Annotated in this window: 16 protein-coding genes; 8 read left to right on the forward strand and 8 right to left on the reverse strand. The window is 74.5% G+C overall.

Translation table 11 applies throughout. The features are described from left to right. Positions 1-84 precede the first annotated feature (84 nt). On the reverse strand, positions 85-1,302 hold the full coding sequence (locus M3673_RS03460; protein ID WP_251531593.1) for an aminotransferase class V-fold PLP-dependent enzyme: 1,218 nt from the start codon (positions 1,300-1,302) through the stop codon (positions 85-87). 70 nt (positions 1,303-1,372) lie between these two features. Here M3673_RS03460 and eis point away from each other — a divergent pair, with 70 nt between their 5' ends. Then, a complete protein-coding gene (gene eis / locus M3673_RS03465; RefSeq protein WP_251531595.1) occupies positions 1,373-2,710 on the forward strand; it encodes an enhanced intracellular survival protein Eis in 1,338 nt (445 codons plus the stop codon). 327 nt (positions 2,711-3,037) lie between these two features. Here eis and M3673_RS03470 read toward each other — a convergent pair whose 3' ends face one another. The 3 genes from M3673_RS03470 to ilvD form a co-directional block, all read right to left on the reverse strand. Further along, positions 3,038-4,180 carry an FUSC family protein gene (locus tag M3673_RS03470; protein WP_251531603.1) on the reverse strand — a complete coding sequence of 381 codons (1,143 nt, stop codon included), beginning with the start codon at positions 4,178-4,180 and terminating at the stop codon, positions 3,038-3,040. 153 nt (positions 4,181-4,333) lie between these two features. Continuing rightward, the gene (locus M3673_RS03475) at positions 4,334-5,359 is read right to left on the reverse strand and encodes a hypothetical protein (RefSeq protein WP_251531605.1); all 1,026 of its coding nucleotides are present in this window, start codon (positions 5,357-5,359) and stop codon (positions 4,334-4,336) included. Positions 5,360-5,364: 5 nt separating this feature from the next. Next, complete coding sequence (ilvD, locus tag M3673_RS03480) at positions 5,365-7,044, reverse strand: dihydroxy-acid dehydratase (RefSeq protein WP_056862300.1); 1,680 nt, start codon at positions 7,042-7,044, stop codon at positions 5,365-5,367. Between the two features lie 103 nt (positions 7,045-7,147). Between ilvD and M3673_RS03485 the strand changes: the two genes are divergently transcribed. From M3673_RS03485 to M3673_RS03495, 3 genes are all read left to right on the forward strand, one after another. After that, positions 7,148-7,933: a beta-phosphoglucomutase family hydrolase gene (locus tag M3673_RS03485; protein ID WP_251531606.1), complete on the forward strand. Its 786-nt coding sequence runs from the start codon at positions 7,148-7,150 to the stop codon at positions 7,931-7,933. A gap of 101 nt (positions 7,934-8,034) precedes the next feature. Continuing rightward, complete coding sequence (locus tag M3673_RS03490; RefSeq protein ID WP_227489373.1) at positions 8,035-10,557, forward strand: glycoside hydrolase family 65 protein; 2,523 nt, start codon at positions 8,035-8,037, stop codon at positions 10,555-10,557. 118 nt (positions 10,558-10,675) lie between these two features. Then, positions 10,676-11,170: a DUF2505 domain-containing protein gene (locus M3673_RS03495; protein WP_193665122.1), complete on the forward strand. Its 495-nt coding sequence runs from the start codon at positions 10,676-10,678 to the stop codon at positions 11,168-11,170. A 19-nt stretch (positions 11,171-11,189) separates the two neighbouring features. Here the strand turns inward: M3673_RS03495 and M3673_RS03500 are convergent, their stop codons facing one another. Continuing rightward, on the reverse strand, positions 11,190-11,474 hold the full coding sequence (locus M3673_RS03500) for a hypothetical protein (protein ID WP_251531608.1): 285 nt from the start codon (positions 11,472-11,474) through the stop codon (positions 11,190-11,192). Between the two features lie 105 nt (positions 11,475-11,579). On the opposite strand from M3673_RS03500, the gene M3673_RS03505 reads away from it, so the two are divergent. Further along, on the forward strand, positions 11,580-12,650 hold the full coding sequence (locus M3673_RS03505; protein ID WP_251531610.1) for an alkene reductase: 1,071 nt from the start codon (positions 11,580-11,582) through the stop codon (positions 12,648-12,650). 115 nt (positions 12,651-12,765) lie between these two features. On the opposite strand, the gene pruA is transcribed toward M3673_RS03505, so the two are convergent. From pruA to M3673_RS03520, 3 genes are all read right to left on the reverse strand, one after another. After that, on the reverse strand, positions 12,766-14,394 hold the full coding sequence (gene pruA, locus M3673_RS03510; RefSeq protein ID WP_251531611.1) for an L-glutamate gamma-semialdehyde dehydrogenase: 1,629 nt from the start codon (positions 14,392-14,394) through the stop codon (positions 12,766-12,768). Positions 14,395-14,457: 63 nt separating this feature from the next. Beyond that, positions 14,458-14,874 carry a hypothetical protein gene (locus M3673_RS03515; RefSeq protein ID WP_227489294.1) on the reverse strand — a complete coding sequence of 139 codons (417 nt, stop codon included), beginning with the start codon at positions 14,872-14,874 and terminating at the stop codon, positions 14,458-14,460. Beyond that, positions 14,871-16,445, reverse strand: coding sequence for a wax ester/triacylglycerol synthase family O-acyltransferase (locus tag M3673_RS03520; RefSeq protein WP_251531614.1), 1,575 nt, complete (start codon positions 16,443-16,445; stop codon positions 14,871-14,873). Before M3673_RS03520 ends, M3673_RS03515 begins: the two co-directional genes overlap by 4 nt. Positions 16,446-16,721: 276 nt before the next feature. Here M3673_RS03520 and M3673_RS03525 point away from each other — a divergent pair, with 276 nt between their 5' ends. The 3 genes from M3673_RS03525 to M3673_RS03535 are packed head-to-tail and all read left to right on the forward strand — an operon-like array spanning position 16,722 to position 19,413. Continuing rightward, positions 16,722-17,168 (forward strand): hypothetical protein, encoded by a 447-nt coding sequence (locus M3673_RS03525; protein WP_056862294.1) that lies wholly within the window; start codon positions 16,722-16,724, stop codon positions 17,166-17,168. A 2-nt stretch (positions 17,169-17,170) separates the two neighbouring features. Next, positions 17,171-18,568 (forward strand): hypothetical protein, encoded by a 1,398-nt coding sequence (locus M3673_RS03530; protein ID WP_251531616.1) that lies wholly within the window; start codon positions 17,171-17,173, stop codon positions 18,566-18,568. Then, positions 18,565-19,413 (forward strand): thioesterase family protein, encoded by an 849-nt coding sequence (locus M3673_RS03535; RefSeq protein ID WP_251531618.1) that lies wholly within the window; start codon positions 18,565-18,567, stop codon positions 19,411-19,413. The genes M3673_RS03530 and M3673_RS03535 overlap by 4 nt, the downstream gene beginning before the upstream one ends. The last annotated feature ends 29 nt before the right edge of the window (positions 19,414-19,442 follow it).

Consider the following 19,442-nt stretch of genomic DNA (forward strand, 5'->3'; position numbering starts at 1 on the left):
CGGACGTCACCGGACGTCACGCGAGGCGAGGACGCGATGCCACGGCTGGCATGACGCAGCTCCCGCGACCGGACGGCGGCGACCTCAGCCGAGCAGCCCCCCGAGCACGTCGCGCACCTGCTCGAGACCGGCCCGGATCTCGGCGTACGACGTCGACAGCGGCGACAGCCCCAGGCGCAGGCCGCCGGGGTCGCGGTAGTCGGGGATGACGTCGCGGCGCCACAGCTCGGTGGTGACCTCGCGCATCCGCTCGTGCACCAGGGTGACGTGGCCGCCGCGCAGGGCGGGGTCGCGCGGGGTGGCCACGCCCACGCCGAGCGGCGCGAGCAGGTCGTCGGCCAGGTCGAGGGCGTAGCCGGTAAGCCCCACCGACTTCTCGCGCACCGCGGCGATGCCGACCCGGTCGAGCAGCTCGAGCATGTCGCGCACCGGCTGCATGCCGACCACCGGCGGCGTGCCCGACAGCATCCGGCGGATGCCGTCGGCCGGGCGGTAGGTCGGGCCCATGAGGAAGGGGTCGTGCGCACCGATCCAGCCCTGCAGCGGCTGCTCGATCTCGGCGAGCAGCCGCTCGGCGACGTAGACGAAGGCCGGCGACCCGGGGCCGCCGTTGAGGTACTTGTAGGTGCAGCCCACCGCGAGGTCGGCGTCCCAGCCGTCGAGCTCCACCGGCACCGAGCCCACCGAGTGGCTGAGGTCCCACAGCACGAGCGCGCCCGCGTCGTGCGCGAGGCGGGTCAGCGTCGCACCGTCGGCGAGGTACGCCGAGCGGTAGGCCACGTGGCTGAGCACGACGAGCGCCGTACGCTCCCCCACCGCCTCGGCCAGCAGCTCCTCGCTCACCCCGAGCGCGGTGTCGACCTCGACCCAGCGCAGGGTCAGCCCGCACTCGCGGGCCACGCCCTCGGCGAGGTAGCGGTCGGTGGGGAAGTTGTCACGGTCGACCACGATCTCGTCGCGGCCCGGACGCAGCGCCACCGCGGCGCGCATCGCCTTGTAGAGCAGCACGGTCGTGGAGTCGCCGATGGTGGTCTGGCCCGCAGCGGCGCCCAGGCAGGTGCGGGCGATGTCGTCGCCGACGCGCTGCGGCAGGTCGAACCAGTCCTCGTCCCAGCCGCGGATCAGCCGCCCGCCCCACTCGTGGTCGACGAAGCCGGCGAGACGGGCGCCGGTGACGGCGAGGGGACGGCCCAGGGAGTTGCCGTCGAGGTAGACCAGCGGGCTGCTCGCGCCGACGAAGCGGTCGCGGTGGTCGGCCAGCGGGTCGGCGGCGTCACGGGGGGCGGGGTCGAGGTCGCTCACGGCGCATGTCTACACGCGCGCCCGCCCCGGGCCCGGCACCGACCCGGCGCGCCCGGCTAGGTTCGGGGTCGTGGAGATCCGCGAGCTGACCCCCGACGACTGGGAGGGCGAGGCCGCCCTGGCCGAGGAGGCCTTCGGCGCTCCGCCGGCCGGCAGCCCGCCCCGCACGCGCCCCGCCGAGCCGCCGCCGGGTCGCCACGGCTGGGGCGCTGTCGACGGCGGCCGGCTCGTGGCCAAGGTGGTCGCGCTCGAGCAGGCGTCGTGGTGGGGCGGGGTCGAGCTCGCCACCTGCGGCATCGCCGGTGTGGCCGTCGCCGCCGAGCACCGCTCCGGCGGGCTGCTCGCCGCGGTCATGGCCCCGCTCCTCGCCCAGGCCGCCGAGCGCGGCGCGGTCCTCTCGACGCTCTACCCCACCGCCCCCGGCATCTACCGCTCGCTGGGCTGGGAGCTGGTCGCCGCCCTCGACCGGGTCACCCTGCCGACGGCCTCGTTGTCGCGCGTGCGCCCGCCCGTGGGCGTGACCACGCGGCGCGCCGAGGTGGGCGACGTGCGCGCGGTGCAGGAGCTGTACGCCGCCTGGGCCGCGGCGCAGAACGGTCCGCTGACCCGCACCGGCCCGCGCTTCGACCGGCCCGACACCGAGATCCACGCCGACCGCGGCGCGACCACCCTGGCCGTCGACACCGCGGGGCGCGTGGTCGGCTACGCGAGCTGGTCGCGCCACGGCGGCTATGGCCCCGACGGCGTGCTCGAGGTGCACGACCTCCTCGCCGTCAGCGCCGACGGCTACCGCGCGCTGTGGCAGGTGCTGGCCAGCTCCGCCTCCGTCGCCCCCACCCTCGCGCTGCGCACCTCCGGCGCCGACCCCGCGCGGCTCCTCCTGCCCGGCGTCACCTGGTCACCCGACCCCGCCGCCCACCACCCCTACATGCTGCGCGTGCACGACGTCGCCGGCGCCCTCACCGCTCGACGCCTCGCCCTTCCCGACGGGGTGAGCCCGCGGGGCGCGGCCGGGGTCGCGTCCGGGGCCGGGGTCGGGGTCGGGGTCGGGGCCGGGGTCGGGGGCGGGGTCGGGTCCGGGGGCGGGGCCGGGACTGCCGGGCCAGGTGTCGCGATCGACCTCGCCGTGGCCGGCGACCGGCTCGGCGCCGACGGTCGCTACCGGCTCACGCTCGGCGACGGGCCGGGCCGCTGCGAGCGGCTGGCCACCGGTGCGGTCGCGGGCGGTGCGCCGGGCGGGGTCGACATACCGACCCTCACGCCGCAGGGACTGGCCCTCCTCTTCGCGGGCGCGCAGACCTGCGCCAACCTGCGCATGCTCGACCACCTCACCGGGCTCGGCCACCACGACGCGCTGCTCGACCTGCTGCTCGCAGGCCGTCCGCTGCACGTGCGCGACTACTTCTGAGCCACCAGCCCGGTCCGGTGCGCAACGGCGCAATTGCGCCGGTTCAGCAACCCACGCGACCCACCACCAGCACCAGCCGCGCAAACCACCCACCCGACCCCCAGCACCACCGCGCAATTGCGCCACTTCAGCAACCCACGCGACCCACCACCAGCACCAGCCGCGCAAACCACCCACCCGACCCCCAGCACCACCACGCAATTGCGCCACTTCAGCAACCCACGCGACCCACCGCCAGCACCAGCCGCGCAAACCCCCCACCCGACCCCCGGCACCGCCACGCAATTGCGCCGCTTCAGCAACCACGCGACCGACGGCGACCGCGGGTCAGGGCCGGCGCCGCAGCGCCCGACCCACCGCCAGCCCGACGGCGACGCCGAGCAGGGTCTCCACGGCGCGGTCGAGCAGCAGGGTGCCGACGGGCACCGGGCTGGCCAGGTGCACCATCAGCAGCGCCAGCGGCGTGATGGCGACCAGGGCGAGGGCGTAGTTGCGCCCGACGAGCAGCTCCGCGGTCACCTGCAGCGCCACCACCACCAGCACGAGGCCCAGCCCCTCGAGGTCGAGGCCGAGCAGGGCCGCGGCGACCAGCAGACCGACGCCCGTGCCGAGGAGGCGGTGCAGCCCCCGCACGGCCTGGGCCCGCGGGTCGCGCGCGGCGAGCGGCACCACGGCCGAGACCATCGCCCAGTACGGGTGGCCGATGCCGGTCGCGGTGGCGAGCGCACCGGCCAGCGCCACGCCGAGGGCGGCCCGCAGCGCGTGACGTCGTACGTCGGTCGGCGCGACCCGGGTGGCCGCGACCACCGTCGCACCCCCTGTCGCACCCGCCGTCGCACCCGCCGCCGCACGCGCCACCGTGTGCGCACCCGTGCCGGGCCTACCAGCGGCGCGCGACCCGCCCCGCCTGGCGCGCACCGTCGCCCCGAGACCGCCCACGACCACAGCGAGCGCGGCGGACGCCGCCGCCACGCCCAGAGCGACCGGCACATCGCTCGCCGTGGAGGGCACCGAGGCGGTGGCGCCGAAGGCGAAGACGAGGAAGAGCGCCCCGGGCGGGTGCCAGGCGTGGCGGTCCGAGAGCGTGGAGCCGAGTGCGGCCACACCGGCCGCGAGCGGCACGGCCAGCCAGGCGCGCTGCGGGGACGTCGCCACGACCGTGCCGAGCCCGACGGCGAGCACCAGGAGCGTCGCGAGCGTGAGCTGCATGCGGCGCCGCTCGGCGCCGCCGCGGTCGCGGGCGTAGAGCGCGGCGAAGGCACCGAAGGTGGCGTAGAGCGCCCACTCGAGACGACCCGCGGCCAGCAGCACGAGCAGCGGCACGAGGATCGAGACCCCCGCGCGGGCCGCGACGCGGTGCGCGCCGTCGTGGGGTCCGAGGGCGAGGAGCTGGTCGCGCAGCCGGCCACCGCCACCGCCACGGGGCCGGCTCGGCGTCGTCGTGGGCGGGCGAGAGGGCTCGGTCGTCACGTCAGGCACTCCTGGTCCAACCGTCGGGGCCCCGCCACCTTCCCGCCGGCTTCCACTGGGTTGAGATCGGGGCGATGGTGCCCGCGACGCCCGGTGACCCGCCCGGGGTCGGGCTGGAGGGCGCCCGAGCCCGTCGGGTGGCTCACGGCTGGCTCACTGGTAGCTCACGAACCTCACCGCGGGCCGGATCGCGTGCACCTCGCGCGGGCCCATCAGGTCGACGTCCTCGTCGTAGAAGAGCTTGAAGCCGCGACGGAACTGCTGCGGACGCACGACCGCGCGGTAGGTCGCGAGCTTCTCGCGGGGCGCGCCGAAGCCGTCGACGTGCTGCACCGTCGCCAGCTCCCGGCGCGACGTGACGGCCGCAATGTCGCGCACCATGTCGGTGCGGAACTGGTGGAGCACGTAGAGCTTCTGCGGCAGCTCCCAGCGGCGCACCAGCCCGGCCAGCCAGGCCGAGGTGCGGTCGACCTCCTGGGAGCCGACGCTGCCGATGACCCGCCCGGGCACCTCGCGGCGCCCCATCCGCCACTCGGGGTCGAGGGCGAGCCCGACGTGCGGCTGGCGCAGCGCCCACTCCCAGCGGCGGGCGGTGTCGAGGAAGCCGGTGCGGCCCGGCTGGAGGTCGAGCAGCAGCAGCGCGTCGTGCCGGCGCGCCGCGGCGACCCAGCGCTCCACCTCGGCGCGCGGCACGTCGTGGGCGTAGTCGCCGTCGTCACCCGGCCCGGCGTCGGCGATGGTCACGATGAGCTCGTAGACCGGCTGCACGGGCGAGCCGGGGCGGGCGAAGGGCCGCGCCGCGGCGTCGAGGCGCTCGCGCACCTGCTCGGGCGCTCCTTCCCCGAGCACCCCGAGGGCGGGGGTCTGCGCCGTGCCGTAGTAGGCCACCAGGAAGTCGTCGGCGCCGAAGACGCGGCGCGTGCCGTTGGGCAGCAGCGTCGCGGCGTTGGCGGCCCGCACCTGCTCCGGCGTACGCCGGTCGCCGCGGCCGCCGCCCGGGCCCGGCCCCGGCCCCGCACCGGGGCGCCCGACGCCCTCGGCGACCGGGGCCGGGTCGTCACCCGCGAGCCACCGCGGCAGGTGGGTCACCAGGCCCGCGGCGAGCACCAGCGCGACCAGCCCGGCGAGGGCGCCGAGCAGCGCCCGGCGCTCGCTCGGCGCCCGTCGCGGGACGCTCACGCGGCTCAGCCGGTGACGGCGCCGTGCGCGGCGGAGGCGACGGTGCGGGCGTACTTGCCCAGCACGCCGCGGGTGTACTTCGGCTCGCGGGGCGCCCAGCCCTCCTTGCGCGACTCCCAGTCGTCGCCCTGCTCGACCTCGAGGCTGCGGTTGAGCACGTCGAGGGTGATCCGGTCGCCGTCGCGCACGAAGGCGATCGGGCCGCCGTCGACGGCCTCGGGGGCGACGTGGCCGACGCAGAGGCCGGTCGTGCCGCCGGAGAAGCGGCCGTCGGTGAGCAGCAGGACGTCCTTGCCCAGGCCGGCGCCCTTGATGGCGCCGGTGATGGCGAGCATCTCGCGCATGCCGGGGCCGCCCTTGGGGCCCTCGTAGCGGATGACGACCACGTCGCCGGCGGTGATCTGCCCGGCGGTGAGGGCGTCCATGGCGGCGCGCTCGCCGTCGAAGACGCGGGCGGTGCCGGTGAAGACCGACTCGTCGAAGCCGGCCGACTTCACGACGGCGCCCTCGGGCGCCAGCGAGCCCTTGAGGATGGTGAGCCCGCCGGTGGCGTGGATCGGGCGGTCGAGACGGCGGATGACGTCGTCGTCGAGGGCCGGCGGTGCGAGGGCCTCGAGGTTCTCGGCCATGGTCCGGCCGGTGACGGTGAGGCAGTCGCCGTGCATGAGGCCCGCGTCGAGCAGCGCCTTCATGACCACCGGGATGCCGCCGATCTTGTCGACGTCGTTCATGACGTAGCGGCCGAAGGGCTTGAGGTCGGCCAGGTGCGGGACCTTGTCGCCGATGCGGTTGAAGTCGTCGATGGTCAGCGGCACCTCGGCCTCGCGGGCGATGGCCAGCAGGTGCAGCACGGCGTTGGTGGAGCCGCCGAGGGCCATGACGACGGTGATGGCGTTCTCGAAGGCCTCCATGGTCATGATCTGGCGCGCCGTGATCCCGCGGCGCAGCATCTCGACCACGGCCTCGCCGGAGCGGTGGGCGAAGCCGTCACGGCGCCGGTCGACGGCCGGCGGGGCGGCCGAGCCGGGTAGCGACATGCCGAGGGCCTCGCCGACGGCGGCCATCGTGTTGGCGGTGTACATGCCGCCGCAGGCGCCCTCGCCGGGGCAGATGGCCCGCTCGATGCGGTCGACCTCCTCGCGGGTGATCTTGCCGGCCAGGCAGGCGCCGACGGCCTCGAAGGCGTCGATGATCGTGACGTCGTTGCCGTCGACCTGCCCGGGCATGATCGAGCCGGCGTAGAGGAACACCGAGGCCAGGTCGAGGCGGGCCGCGGCCATCATCATGCCCGGCAGCGACTTGTCGCAGCCGGCCAGCAGCACCGAGCCGTCGAGGCGCTCGGCCATCATCACGGTCTCCACCGAGTCGGCGATGACCTCGCGGGAGACCAGCGAGAAGTGCATGCCCTCGTGGCCCATGGAGATGCCGTCGGAGACCGAGATCGTGCCGAACTCCAGCGGGTAGCCGCCGGCGGCGTGCACGCCGTTCTTGACCGCCTTGGCCAGCCGGTCGAGCGAGAGGTTGCAGGGGGTGATCTCGTTCCAGCTCGACGCCACGCCGATCTGGGGCTTCTCCCAGTCGTCGTCGCCCATGCCGACCGCGCGGAGCATGCCGCGCGAGGCCGCTCTCTCGAGGCCGTCGGTGACGTCGCGGGAGCGGGGCTTCAGGTCCGGCTGGTCGTCCATGCCGAGCAGCCTACGTCCGCCGCGGCGTTGCGCCCGTCACCGTCCCGACCTGCGTACGCCGGGCCTTCACACCCGCGACACACGCGCGGCCTACCCTGCTGCGGTGACGACTCCCGCGACCCCGCCCGAGCCCGCCGGCACGACCCCGGTCGACTGGTCGGCGCACGCCGCCGTGCTCTTCGACCTCGACGGCGTGATCACCCCGACCGCCGAGGTGCACATGCGCGCCTGGTCGGAGATGTTCAACGCCTTCCTGTCCGAGCACCGCTCCGAGGACGCCGCGGGCGACTGGTCGGCCTACACCGAGGCCGACTACTTCGCCCACGTCGACGGCAAGCCCCGCTACGACGGCGTGCGCGACTTCCTGGCCTCGCGCGGCATCGCGCTGCCCGAGGGCGAGGCCACCGACTCCGGCGCCCCCGACCGGGCGCCCACGGTCAAGGGCCTGGGCAACCGGAAGAACGACGCCTTCAACGCCGTGCTCGCACGCGACGGCGTCTCCGCCTTCCCGGGCTCGGTGGCGCTGCTCGACCACCTGCGCGACCTCGGCACGCCGCTGGCCGTCGTGTCCTCCTCGGCCAACGCCCCCGCCGTGCTGGAGGCCGCCGGACTGGCCGACCGCTTCGGGACCGTCGTGTCCGGCGCGGTGGCCGAGGAGCTCGGCCTGCCGGGCAAGCCGGCCCCCGACACCTTCGTTCACGCCGCCACCGTGCTGGGCGCCGAGCCGGGCTCGGCCGTGGTGCTCGAGGACGCCGTGTCCGGCGTGCGCGCCGGCGCGGCCGGCGGGTTCGCGGTCGTGGTCGGCGTCGACCGCGGCGCCGGCGCCGAGGTGCTCACCGGCGCCGGGGCCACGCTGGTCGTCGCCGACCTCGCCGAGCTGGTCCCGTGAGCGCGCGCACCCCCGGGCAGGGACAGACCCAGGGCAGCCACGGCCGCCACGTCGCGGCCGACCCAGTCGACCGCAGCCGCTTCCCCGTCGACCCGTGGCGCCTGGTCGAGCGCGCCTACGACCCCGACGACCTCGGGGTCACCGAGACCCTCTTCACCGTCGCCAACGGCTACCTCGGCATGCGCGGCAACCCCGCCGAGGGCCGCGACGCCTACGCCCACGGCACCTTCGTCAACGGCTTCCACGAGACCTGGCCGATCCGCCACGCCGAGGCGGCGTTCGGCTTCGCCCGCACCGGCCAGACCATCGTCAATGTGCCCGACGCCAAGCTGATGAAGCTCTACGTCGACGACGAGCCGCTCACCATCGGCACCGCCGACCTCGAGCACTACGAGCGCAGCCTCGACTTCCGCGACGGCGTCCTGCGCCGCTCGCTGGTGTGGCGCACCCCCTCGGGCAAGCGGGTCAGGGTCGAGTCGTCCCGCATGGTCTCGATGACCCAGCGCCACCTCGCGGTGATGACCTTCGAGGTCACGATGCTCGAGGGCGACGCCCCGATCGTGATCTCCTCGCAGGTGCTCAACCGCCAGGACGGCAAGGACGAGTACCACGTCTCCTCGCAGTCGATGGGCGAGGGCGTCGACCCGCGCAAGGCGGCGTCGTTCGACGACCGGGTGCTGCTGCCGCGGCTCAGCTACGCGCGCCACGACCGGATGATGCTCGGCTACATGTGCGCCAACTCCAAGATGACCATCGCGGTCGGCGCCGACCACCGGCTGGAGTCGGAGGACGAGCCCGAGGTGATCCTGCGCGACGACGAGGACCTCACCAAGATGGTCTTCCGCGTCGAGGCCCGCGAGGGCCGCACCGTGCGCCTGGAGAAGACGGTGGCCTACCACACCTCGCGCGGCGTGCCCGTGCGCGAGCTGGCCGACCGCTGCGACCGCACCCTCGACCGCGCCGCGCTGCACGGCGTGGCCCACTACCACGCCGAGCAGCGCGCGTGGTTCGACCGGTTCTGGTCGGCCGCCGACGTCGAGGTGGAGGCCGCCGACGGCACCGACGTCGAGGAGACGCTCGCCACCCAGCAGGCGATCCGCTTCAACCTCTTCTCCCTGGCCCAGGCCAGCGCGCGCGCCGACCAGCAGGGCGTGCCGGCCAAGGGGGTGACCGGCTCGGGCTACGAGGGGCACTACTTCTGGGACTCCGAGATCTACGTCGCGCCCTTCCTCACCTACACCCAGCCCCACCTGGCCCGGAACCTGCTGCACTTCCGCACCCGGATGCTGCCCGCCGCGCGCCACCGGGCCCGCGAGATGGCGCAGAGCGGCGCGCTCTTCCCGTGGCGCACCATCAACGGCGAGGAGGCCTCGGCCTACTACGCCGCCGGCACCGCCCAGGTCCACATCGACGCCGACGTCTCCTACGCCCTGACGCAGTACGTCGCGGCCACCGGCGACACCGGCTTCCTCGTGCGCGACGGCATCGACGTGCTCGTCGAGACCTCGCGGATGTACGTCGACCTCGGCTTCTGGCGCAGCAACGGCTCGCTGTCGTTCCACATCCACGGCGTGACCGGCCCCGACGAGTACACGACGGTCGTCAACAACAACCTCTTCACCAACGTCATGGCGCGCTACAACCTCGAGCAGGCCGTGGCCGCCGTCGAGCTGCTGCGCGCCGAGCACCCCGTCGAGCACGCACGCCTGGTGGGCCGGCTGCACCTCGGCGACGACGAGGTCGAGGAGTGGCGCCGCTGTGCGGCCGGCATGCACATCCCCTTCGACGAGGGCCTGGGCATCCACCCGCAGGACGACTTCTTCCTCGACCGGGAGGTCTGGGACCTCTCGCGCACCCCCGACGAGCTGCGCCCGCTGCTGCTGCACTACCACCCGCTGGTGATCTACCGCTTCCAGGTGCTCAAGCAGGCCGACGTCGTGCTCGCGCTCTTCCTCCAGGGCGACCGCTTCACCGCGGCCGAGAAGCGCGCCGACTTCGAGTACTACGACCCGATCACCACCGGCGACTCCACGCTGTCTGCGGTCGTGCAGTCGGTGATGGCCGCCGAGGTGGGCTACCACGAGGTCGCGTTCCAGTACTTCCTGCAGTCGCTCTACGTCGACCTGTGCAACCTGCACGGCAACACCGTCGACGGCCTGCACATCGCCTCGACCGGCGGCGTGTGGAGCGCGCTGGTCTTCGGCTTCGGCGGCATGCGCGACCGCGGTCCGCGGCTGTCCTTCGACCCGCGGCTGCCCGACGCCTGGGGCCGGCTGCGCTTCGCGGTCACCTGGCGCGGCACCCGGGTGCGCGTGGAGCTCACCGAGGCCGCGATCAGCTTCACCCTCGACGGCGACGACGCCCCCGACGTGGAGATCGCGGTCGCGGGCCGCGAGCACGTCGTGCGCGCCGGCGCCCCGCTCGTGGTCGCGCTCGACGGCCACGGCGACCGGCTCTCGGGCCACCTGGGCGACGAGCCGCAGCTCGGTGGGGTGCGCTCCGACGGCACCCGCATCACCGCCGGGGTGCCCGACCCGATCTCCTTCGAGGACCCGACCTACGCCGAGATCCTCGCCGAGGAGGAGGAGCTGCCCGCGATCGGGCCGCACGTCCCGCAGAGCTGACCGGGCGCACGTCACCCGGTCGGGCCTGCCGACTCGGTGCACACCCGTGCATGATGTGCACCGACCGATCCGCACGCACGCGGCCCCGCGCCCCCGGCGCGGCCACGAGAGGTGAGAAGTGAGCAAGCGACTCAAGCACGACCTGACCTACGACGCCCCCCTGGCCGAGGTGGCCGCGATGCTGGCCGACAAGTCCTTCCGCGAGGAGGTCTGCGACTACCAGCGGGTGCTCTCGCACACCGTCACGGTCACCCCCAAGGGCGACCGGCCCGAGGACGGCATGGAGGTCGTCATCGACCAGGTGCAGCCGGCCAAGGGCCTGCCCTCTTTCGCCACCAAGCTCGTCGGCGACGAGATCAACATCGTGCAGACCGAGTCGTGGAGCACGATCGACCGCGGCGCCGTGCTCGTGACCATCCCGGGCAAGCCCGGCGAGATGAAGGGCACCGCCACCCTGCGCGAGGCCGGCGGGGTCACCACCGAGACCGTCGACCTGGAGATCAAGGTCGGCATCCCGCTGGTCGGCGGCAAGATCGAGGGCCTGGTCAGCGACATGCTCCTCAAGGCGCTCAAGGCCGAGAACAAGGTCGGCCGGGAGTACCTCGCCCGCTGACCGGGGCCGCCCCGGTCGCTCAGTCGCGGCCGGGGTCGCGGCCGGGGGCACCTCGGGGTCCGTCGCCCGCGTCGGGTGCCTGGGCGGCCCGCGCGTCGTCGCCGGCGACCGCCTCACCCGCGGTCTCCTCGGCGGCCCGGTCGGAGCGGCGCCGCAGCGCCACGACCACGCCGAGCACCAGGAAGGGCCCGAAGGCCAGCGCCACGGTGAGCGCCTGCTCCACCGGGTGCAGGGCGCCCAGGTGCAGCGCCACCAGCCACACGGTGGCGGTATCGGCGGTCGGCGCGAGGGCTGCGGTGCTCATCACGCCCCATTCTCACCTCCCCGGGTGAGACCGGGATGACGTGGGGCGTCCGGGGCGTTAGTCCTCGTGACCGACCGCACCCGACGCACAGGAGCTGACACCACCGTGGCCGACCTCTTCGACTCCCTCACCGTGAAGAACTGGGAGCTCCCCAACCGCCTCGTGATGGCGCCGCTCACCCGCAACCGCGCCGAGGGCACCGTGCCCGGTGACCTCAATGTGGAGTACTACGCCCAGCGCGCCTCCGCCGGCCTCATCATCACCGAGGGCAGCCAGCCCAGCGCCCACGGCCAGGGCTACCTCAACACCCCCGGCTTCCACACCGCCGAGCAGCTCGCCGGCTGGAAGCGCGTCGCCGAGGCCGTGCACGCCGGCGGCGGCCGCATCGTCGCCCAGCTCATGCACGCGGGCCGCGTCGCGCACCCCGACAACACCGGCGGCCAGGAGCTGATCGCGCCGAGCGCGATCGCCACCCCCGACGAGATGTTCACCGCCGAGGGCATGAAGCCCTCGCCCACCCCGCGCGCCATCGAGACCGACGAGATCGCCTCGGTCGTGCAGGAGTACGTCGACGCCGCCCGCGGCGCGATCGACGCCGGTCTCGACGGTGTCGAGGTCCACGCCGCCAACGGCTACCTCATCCACCAGTTCCTGGCCCCGGGCTCCAACCACCGCGAGGACGCCTACGGCGGCTCGCCGGATAACCGTGCCCGCTTCGCCATCGAGGTCACCCGCGCCGTGGCCGCCGAGATCGGCGCCGACAAGGTCGGCATCCGCATCTCGCCGGCCCACAACATCCAGGGCTGCACCGAGACCGACCCCGCCGACGTCGAGGCCACCTACACCGCGCTCGTGCAGGCCATCGCCCCGCTGGGCCTGGCCTACCTGAGCTTCCTCGCCGACCCCGAGCTCGACCTGATCCAGGGTCTGCGCAAGGAGTTCGGCGGCGTGGTCATCGCCAACGACGGCTTCGGCACCGTCACCACCAAGGAGGACGCGCAGCGCATCCTCGACCAGGACCTCGCCGACGCCGTGGCCGTGGGCCGGCTCTTCATCGCCAACCCCGACCTGCCGCGCCGCTGGCAGACCGACGCCCCGCTGAACGAGCCGAACCCCGACACGTTCTACGGCGGCGGCGCCGAGGGCTACACCGACTACCCCGCCCTCGAGGCCTGAGCCTCCGACTCCCCTGCGGGTCGACCCAGGGCTCGCACCAGGGCCCGACGCAGCACGAGGCCCCACCGGTCGTCCGGTGGGGCCTCGTGGCGTCTGCGGGCGCGCGCGCCGGGGCTCAGCCCATGTAGGGGTAGCGGTAGTCGGTCGGCGGCACGAAGGTCTCCTTGATCGAGCGCGGCGAGGTCCAGCGCAGCAGGTTGACCGCGGCGCCGGCCTTGTCGTTGGTGCCGCTCGCGCGCCCGCCGCCGAAGGGCTGCTGGCCCACCACCGCGCCGGTGGGCTTGTCGTTGACGTAGAAGTTGCCGGCCGCGAAGCGCAGCTCCTCGCGGGCCCAGGCGATGGCCGCGCGGTCCTGGGAGATGATCGCGCCGGTGAGGGCGTAGGGGGCGAAGGACTCCATCTGGTGCACGACCGACTCGAAGTCGGCGTCGTCGTAGACGTGCACGACGAGGATGGGGCCGAAGTACTCGGTCGAGAACATCTCGTCGGTGGGGTCGGTCGACTCCACGACCGTGGGACGCACGAACCACCCGGTGGAGTCGTCGGTCTGGCCGCCGGCGATCACCGTGAGGTGCGGGGTCTCCTGGGCGCGGGCGATGGCAACGCGGTGCTTGGCGAAGGCCCGGTCGTCGATGACGGCGCCCATGAAGTGGGAGAAGTCGGTGGGGTCGCCGACGCTGATCGCCTCGACCTCGGCCACCAGGTCGTCCTTGATCCGGTCCCACGCCGAGCGGGCGACGTAGGCGCGCGAGGCCGCCGAGCACTTCTGGCCCTGGAACTCGAAGGAGCCGCGGATCAGCGCGGTGCGCAGCACGTCGGGGTCGGCCGAGGGGTGGGCGACCACGAAGTCCTTGCCGCCGGTCTCGCCGACGATGCGGGGGTAGGAGCGGTAGCCCGCGATGTTCTCCCCCACCGTGCGCCACAGGTGCTGGAAGGTGGGGGTCGAGCCGGTGAAGTGGATGCCGGCGAGATCGCGGTGGGCCAGGGCCACCTCGGAGACCTCCAGGCCGTCGCCGGGGAGCATGTTGATGACGCCCGGCGGCATGCCGGCCTCCTCGAGCAGCTCCATGGTCAGCGACGCCGCCAGCTGCTGGGTCGGCGAGGGCTTCCACAGCACGGTGTTGCCCATCAGAGCCGGCGCGGTCGGCAGGTTGCCGGCGATGGCGGTGAAGTTGAAGGGGGTGATCGCGTAGACGAAGCCCTCGAGGGGGCGGTGGTCGGTGCGGTTCCAGATGCCCGGGGAGTTGGCGATGGGCTGGTCGGTGAGGATCTGCTTGGCGTAGTGCACGTTGAAGCGCCAGAAGTCGATGAGCTCGCAGGCGCTGTCGATCTCGGCCTGGAAGGCGGTCTTCGACTGCCCCAGCACGGTGGCGGCGTTGATGCGCTGGCGCCACGGACCGGCGAGCAGGTCGGCGGCCTTGAGGATCACCGCGCAGCGCTCGTCGAAGGCCATCGCACGCCAGGCGGGAGCGGCGTCCTGGGCGGCGGTGATCGCGGCCTCGGCGTCGGCGCGGGTGCTGTTGCGGGTCACGCCCAGCACGTGCTGGTGGTCGTGGGGCTGCACGACGCGGATCTCGGCCCCGCCGCCGGGGCGCGCCTCGCCGCCGATGTGGGCGGGCAGGTCGCGCTGCTCCGACTCCAGCCGCGCGATCTCGGCCTGGAGCGCCTCGCGCTCCGCCGATCCGGGCGCGTAGGTGAGGTTGGGCTCGTTGACGGGTGCCGGCGGGAAGGTGAGGGCGTCCATGGGCGCGACTCTAACGAGGCCGTGCCCCGGGCTCCGAGTCACGGCCCCCTCCCCCCGCGGGGGTCAGAGCAGGTGGGCGATCTCCTGGGTGGCGTACCACGCGAGGTCGTCGTCGTCCGGCGCGTCGTCGACGGGGTCGACGTGGGCCGAGGCGACGGTGCGCCAGGGCACGTCGGCGGCGACGTCGACCAGCGTCGGGTCGTCGCCGGCGACGGGCTCGACCGCGGGCACGTCGACGGCGAGCACCACGCGGCGCGGCCGGTCGGCGGGGGTGAGCAGCGTGCGCGACGTGGCGGCGGCGGCCATGAGGGCGGCGTACTCCCAGCCCTCCTCGTCGCCGTCGGGCCACTCCGCGCGCAGCGCCTCGGTCACCGCGTGGGCGCGCAGCGGGCCCTCGAGGCGGCCCGCGGCGACGAGGGCGGCGAGCGAGGAGGACGTGAGCGGCACGTAGGCGCGGATGGCGCCGGAGCGCGGGCTCACGACTCCTCCCCCGCGGGGCCGTCGGGCGGGCCGTCGAGCGGGCCGGCGGACGGTCTGGTGGGCGGGGTCGCGCCGCCGGTGGGGCGGCTGCTCGCGGGCCGGGTGACCCTGCGGGCCGACCGGGGGGCCGTCGTGCCGGCGGCGCCGCGACGGCGACCCCGTGGCACACGCGAGCGGGCGCCGGTGACGGTGTCGAGCAGCTCGTCGAGGGCCTCGGAGAGGCACTGGCCGAGGACCTCGGCGTCGGGGACCTTGTCGCGGTCGGCGGTGATGCCGTAGTAGACGCCGCCGTCGTAGGAGGTCACACCGAAGGCGAGGGTCTGGCCCGGCGGGAGCGGCGGCACGGGGTAGGTCGCCTGCATGCGGGCGCCCGCGGCGTAGAGCGGCGACTGCGGGCCCGGCACGTTGGTGATCGTGAGCTGCGCACCCCGGCGGGTCTCGGCCGCGGCCACGCGGCTGCCGATGGCGTGGAAGGTCGACGGGGCGAAGCCCGCGATCCCGGCCAGCCGGTTGGCGGCGACGCTGCGGCCGGTCTCCTGGTGGGAGAGGAAGGAGTAGCTCAGCTGGTGCAGCCGCACGACGGGACTGGCCTCGCCCAGGGGCAGCTGCACCAGGTGGGGCGCGATCTGGCTGCCGAGGGAGGTCGCCTCGAGCTCGTGGTCGATGACCGAGACCGGCACGACGGCGCGCACCTGGCTCAGCGACCCCAGCGAGGCGCCCCGGGTCATCAGCCACGCCCGCAGGCCGCCGGCGACCGTGGCCAGGATGACGTCGTTGACCGTGCCGCCGTGCACGTCGCGGATGCGGCGGTAGTCGGCGAGCTGGGTGGTCACCGAGACCACGCGGCGCTGCTGGGAGAGCCGGCCGGCCAGCGGGGTCTCCGGGGCCTGGCCCCGCCCGGTCAGCCCGCCGACGACACGGCCGGCGCGCTCGGCCGCACCGGTGGCGGTGCGGGTCAGGGCGCCGGTGCTGCTGCGCAGGGTGTCGACCACCGTCGCGCGGTCGCGCAGGGAGTCACCGAGCGCCTCCGCCACCAGGCCCGGGGTGGAGCGGCGGGGCTCCGGCGCCCAGTCGTCGTGGCCCAGCGACTTCGGCTCCGCGGAGGAGTCGAGCAGCACCTGGGCCAGGTCGACCGTGCCGACGCCGTCCACCAGCGCCTGGTGGGACTTGTAGAGCAGGGCCACCCGGCCACCGGAGAGGCCCTCCACGAAGTAGACCTCCCACAGCGGGCGGCTGCGGTCGAGCGGGCGCGACACGATGCGGGCGACCAGCTCGCGCAGCTGGTCGAGCGAGCCGGGGCGGGGCAGCGCGGAGCGGCGTACGTGGTAGCCCAGGTCGAAGCGCTCGTCGTCGACCCACACCGGGTTGGCCAGCCAGCCCGGCACGCTCTGCACGCGCTGGCGGTAGCGCGGGACGAACGAGATCCGGTCGGCGATGAGCTCCACCAGCCGGTCGTAGTCGAAGCCCGAGTCGCCCGGCTCGAAGATCTCGACCGTCGCGTTGTGCCTCGGGGTGGTCAACGACTCCTCGGTCAGGAACGCGAGGTCCCGCGACCGCAGACGCTCACTCATCGGTGCCTCTCTGTGCTGACGGGGGTCCCTCCACCGGGACGGGGCGGGCGGGACCGGGGCCGACCCGGGCCCTCGGTGCCCCCGGCCGGGGGCGGGCTGAGGACCCGCTGAGACCGCGCTGAGGGGCTGCTGAACCCACCGGCCCGGCTCTCCCCGGAGTTGCTCGTCGTGCGATTCTGTCAGAGGCCCGTGCACCACCGGGCCGACGACCACGGCCGGCCCCCGGCCGACCTCCCCCCGGTCCGCCACGTCCCCGTCTGCGAAGGAACCCGCACCATGCGTCTGCTGGCCTCGTCCGCCGCCCTCACCTGCGTCCTGCTGCTCGCCAGCGGCTGCGGGGACGCCGAGACGGTCTCCGACGACACCCCCGGTGCGGCGACGTCGAGCGCGACGACCGGCGCCACCGAGGGCTCGGGCGCCTCGCCCTCCGGCTCCGCCTCGGAGGGCTCCGAGGAGCCGGCCGGCACCGTCGTCCCGATCACCATCGAGGGCGACACCGTCTCCCCCGAGGCCCAGCGCCTGCCCGTCTCCCTCGACGAGACCGTCACCCTCGAGATCACCGCCGACGCCCCGGGCGAGATCCACGTGCACTCCACCCCCGAGCAGGAGCTGGAGTACGACGAGGGCACCACCGACCTCGAGCTCACCTTCGAGCAGCCCGGCGTGGTCGAGGTCGAGTCCCACGACCTCGGGCTGACCATCCTGCAGCTCGAGGTCTCCTGACCGTGGCGGGCCTGACCGGCCTGCACGCCGGCCTCCAGGCGGCCCTCGCCGCCGGCGTCACCGACGACCGGGTCACCCAGGCGCACGGCATCGGCGGCGCCAAGGACCTGCCCATCTCCCCGGAGCTGGCCATCGCCGGCGCCGTGGCGGCGCTGACGGTCTCCTTCACCGTGCTCGCGGTGGCGTGGCGCAGCCCGCGCTACGACGCCGCCACGAGCGGCCGGCCGCTGCCGCTGCTCACGCGCGTGGTCGACTCCGTGCCGTGGCGCGTGGCCCTGCGCGTCGCGGGTCTCGCGGTCTTCGGCTGGGGGGCGCTCGCCGCGGTCTTCGGCCGCGACCTGCTGCTCAACCCCTTCTTCGGCATGTTCTACGTGTGGCTGTGGGTGGGGATCGTGCCCGCCTCGGTGCTGCTGGGCCCGGTCTTCAAGGCCATCAGCCCGGCCCGCACGATCAACCTGGCGCTGGCGAGGATCTCCGGCGGCGACCCCGAGGTCGGCCTGCTGCGCTACCCCGAGCGGCTCGGCTACTGGCCGGCGGCGATCGGTCTCTTCGCCTTCGTGTGGCTGGAGCTGGTCTACCCCTACTCCACCGAGCTGGGGCCGGTGCGGCTGTGGGCGGCGGTCTACGTCGCGGCCATGCTCGTCGGCGGGGCGGTCTTCGGCAACGTCTGGTACGAGCGCGCCGACCCCTTCGAGGTCTACTCCAGCCTCGTCGCCAAGCTCTCGGTGTGGGGCCGGCGCGACGGGATGGTGCTGCTGCGCAGCCCGCTGGCCAACCTCGACTCCCTCGTGCCGCGTCCGGGGCTGGTGGCCGTGGTGGCGGTGCTCTTCGGGTCCACCGCCTTCGACTCCTTCCGCGACTCCCTGCGCTGGGTCTCGTTCCTGCAGAACACCGCGTGGATCGACTCCCGCTCCTGGGCGCCCGACGTGGCCAACAACATCGGCCTGGTCGTCTTCTGCGCCGGGGTCGGGGGGCTCTTCGCCCTCGGCACGATGACCACCGGCGTCGAGGAGGGCCGGTCGCGGCGGGCGCTGCCGATGCTGTTCGCCCACTCGGTGGTCCCGATCATCGTCGGCTACATCATCGCCCACTACCTGTCCTACTGGGTGGAGTACGGCCAGCAGACCCTCATCCAGGCCAGCGACCCGTTGAGCAACGGCTCCGACCTGCTCGGCACCGGCAGCTGGACGCCGAACTACTGGCTCTCCAACCACCCCACGCTGCTGGCCAACACGAAGGTCGCCGCGGTCGTGCTGGGCCACGTGCTGGGCGTGGTCGCCGCCCACGACCGGGCCATCAAGCTGCTGCCGCGACGCCACCAGCTCACCGGGCAGCTGCCGCTGCTCTTCGTCATGGTCGCCTTCACCGCCGGCGGCCTCTACCTTCTCTTCGCGGCGTGAGCCGCGACGTGGAGCGCCCCGACCGGTTCTTCGACCGGCTCGCCGAGGGCCGCTTCCTGCCCACCGACCTCACCGGCGGCGCGTGGTCGACCGCGGAGCAGCACATCAGCCCCTTCGTGGGCCTGCTGGTGCACGAGGTCGAGCGCGACGCCGCCGCCCGGGCCGCCGGCCCTGCCGACACCGCCGGTCCCGCCGGCGGCGCGCGGGCGATGACGGTGAGCCGGGTGTCGGTCGACATCCTCGGGGTCATCGGGCCCGAGGAGGTGCAGGTCGACGTCGAGGTGCTGCGCCCGGGCCGCACCATCGAGCTGGTCGAGGCCACCCTGCGCAGCGCCGGCCGGGCGGCGGCCCGCGCCCGGGTGTGGCGGCTGGCTACCGGCGACACCTCGGTCGTCGCCGGCGGGGCCGGGGAGCCGCTCCCACCGCCCCACGACCTGCCGACGCGAGCCATGACCGACGTCTGGCCGGGCGGCTACATCGCCGGCCTCGACGTGCGCGCCGCCGGGGAGGTCGAGCCCGGCCGGGGCCGGTCGTGGATCTCCACCACGGCCGCGCTCGTGGCCGGTGAGCCCGCGAGCGCCCTGGCGCGGCTGCTCGGCCTCGTCGACACCGCCAACGGGCTGGCGGTGCGCACCTCGCCGCAGGAGTGGGCCTTCCCCAACCTCGACCTCACCGTGCACCTCGTGCGCGAGCCACGGGTGGCCGACGGCGACCCGGTGTGGCTGGGCCTCGACACCACGGTGGTCTTCGGCCCCGACGGCGTCGGGCTGACCAGCAGCGTGCTGCACGACCTCCACGGACCCGTGGGCCGCGCGGCGCAGGTGCTCACCCTCCGCCCTCGCTGAGGGAGCTGAGGAAGCTGCGGGCGCTGGCG

Origin of the sequence: Nocardioides sp. P86, from assembly GCF_023712465.1 — a bacterium.
Taxonomy (GTDB): Bacteria; Actinomycetota; Actinomycetes; order Propionibacteriales; family Nocardioidaceae; genus Nocardioides; species Nocardioides kribbensis.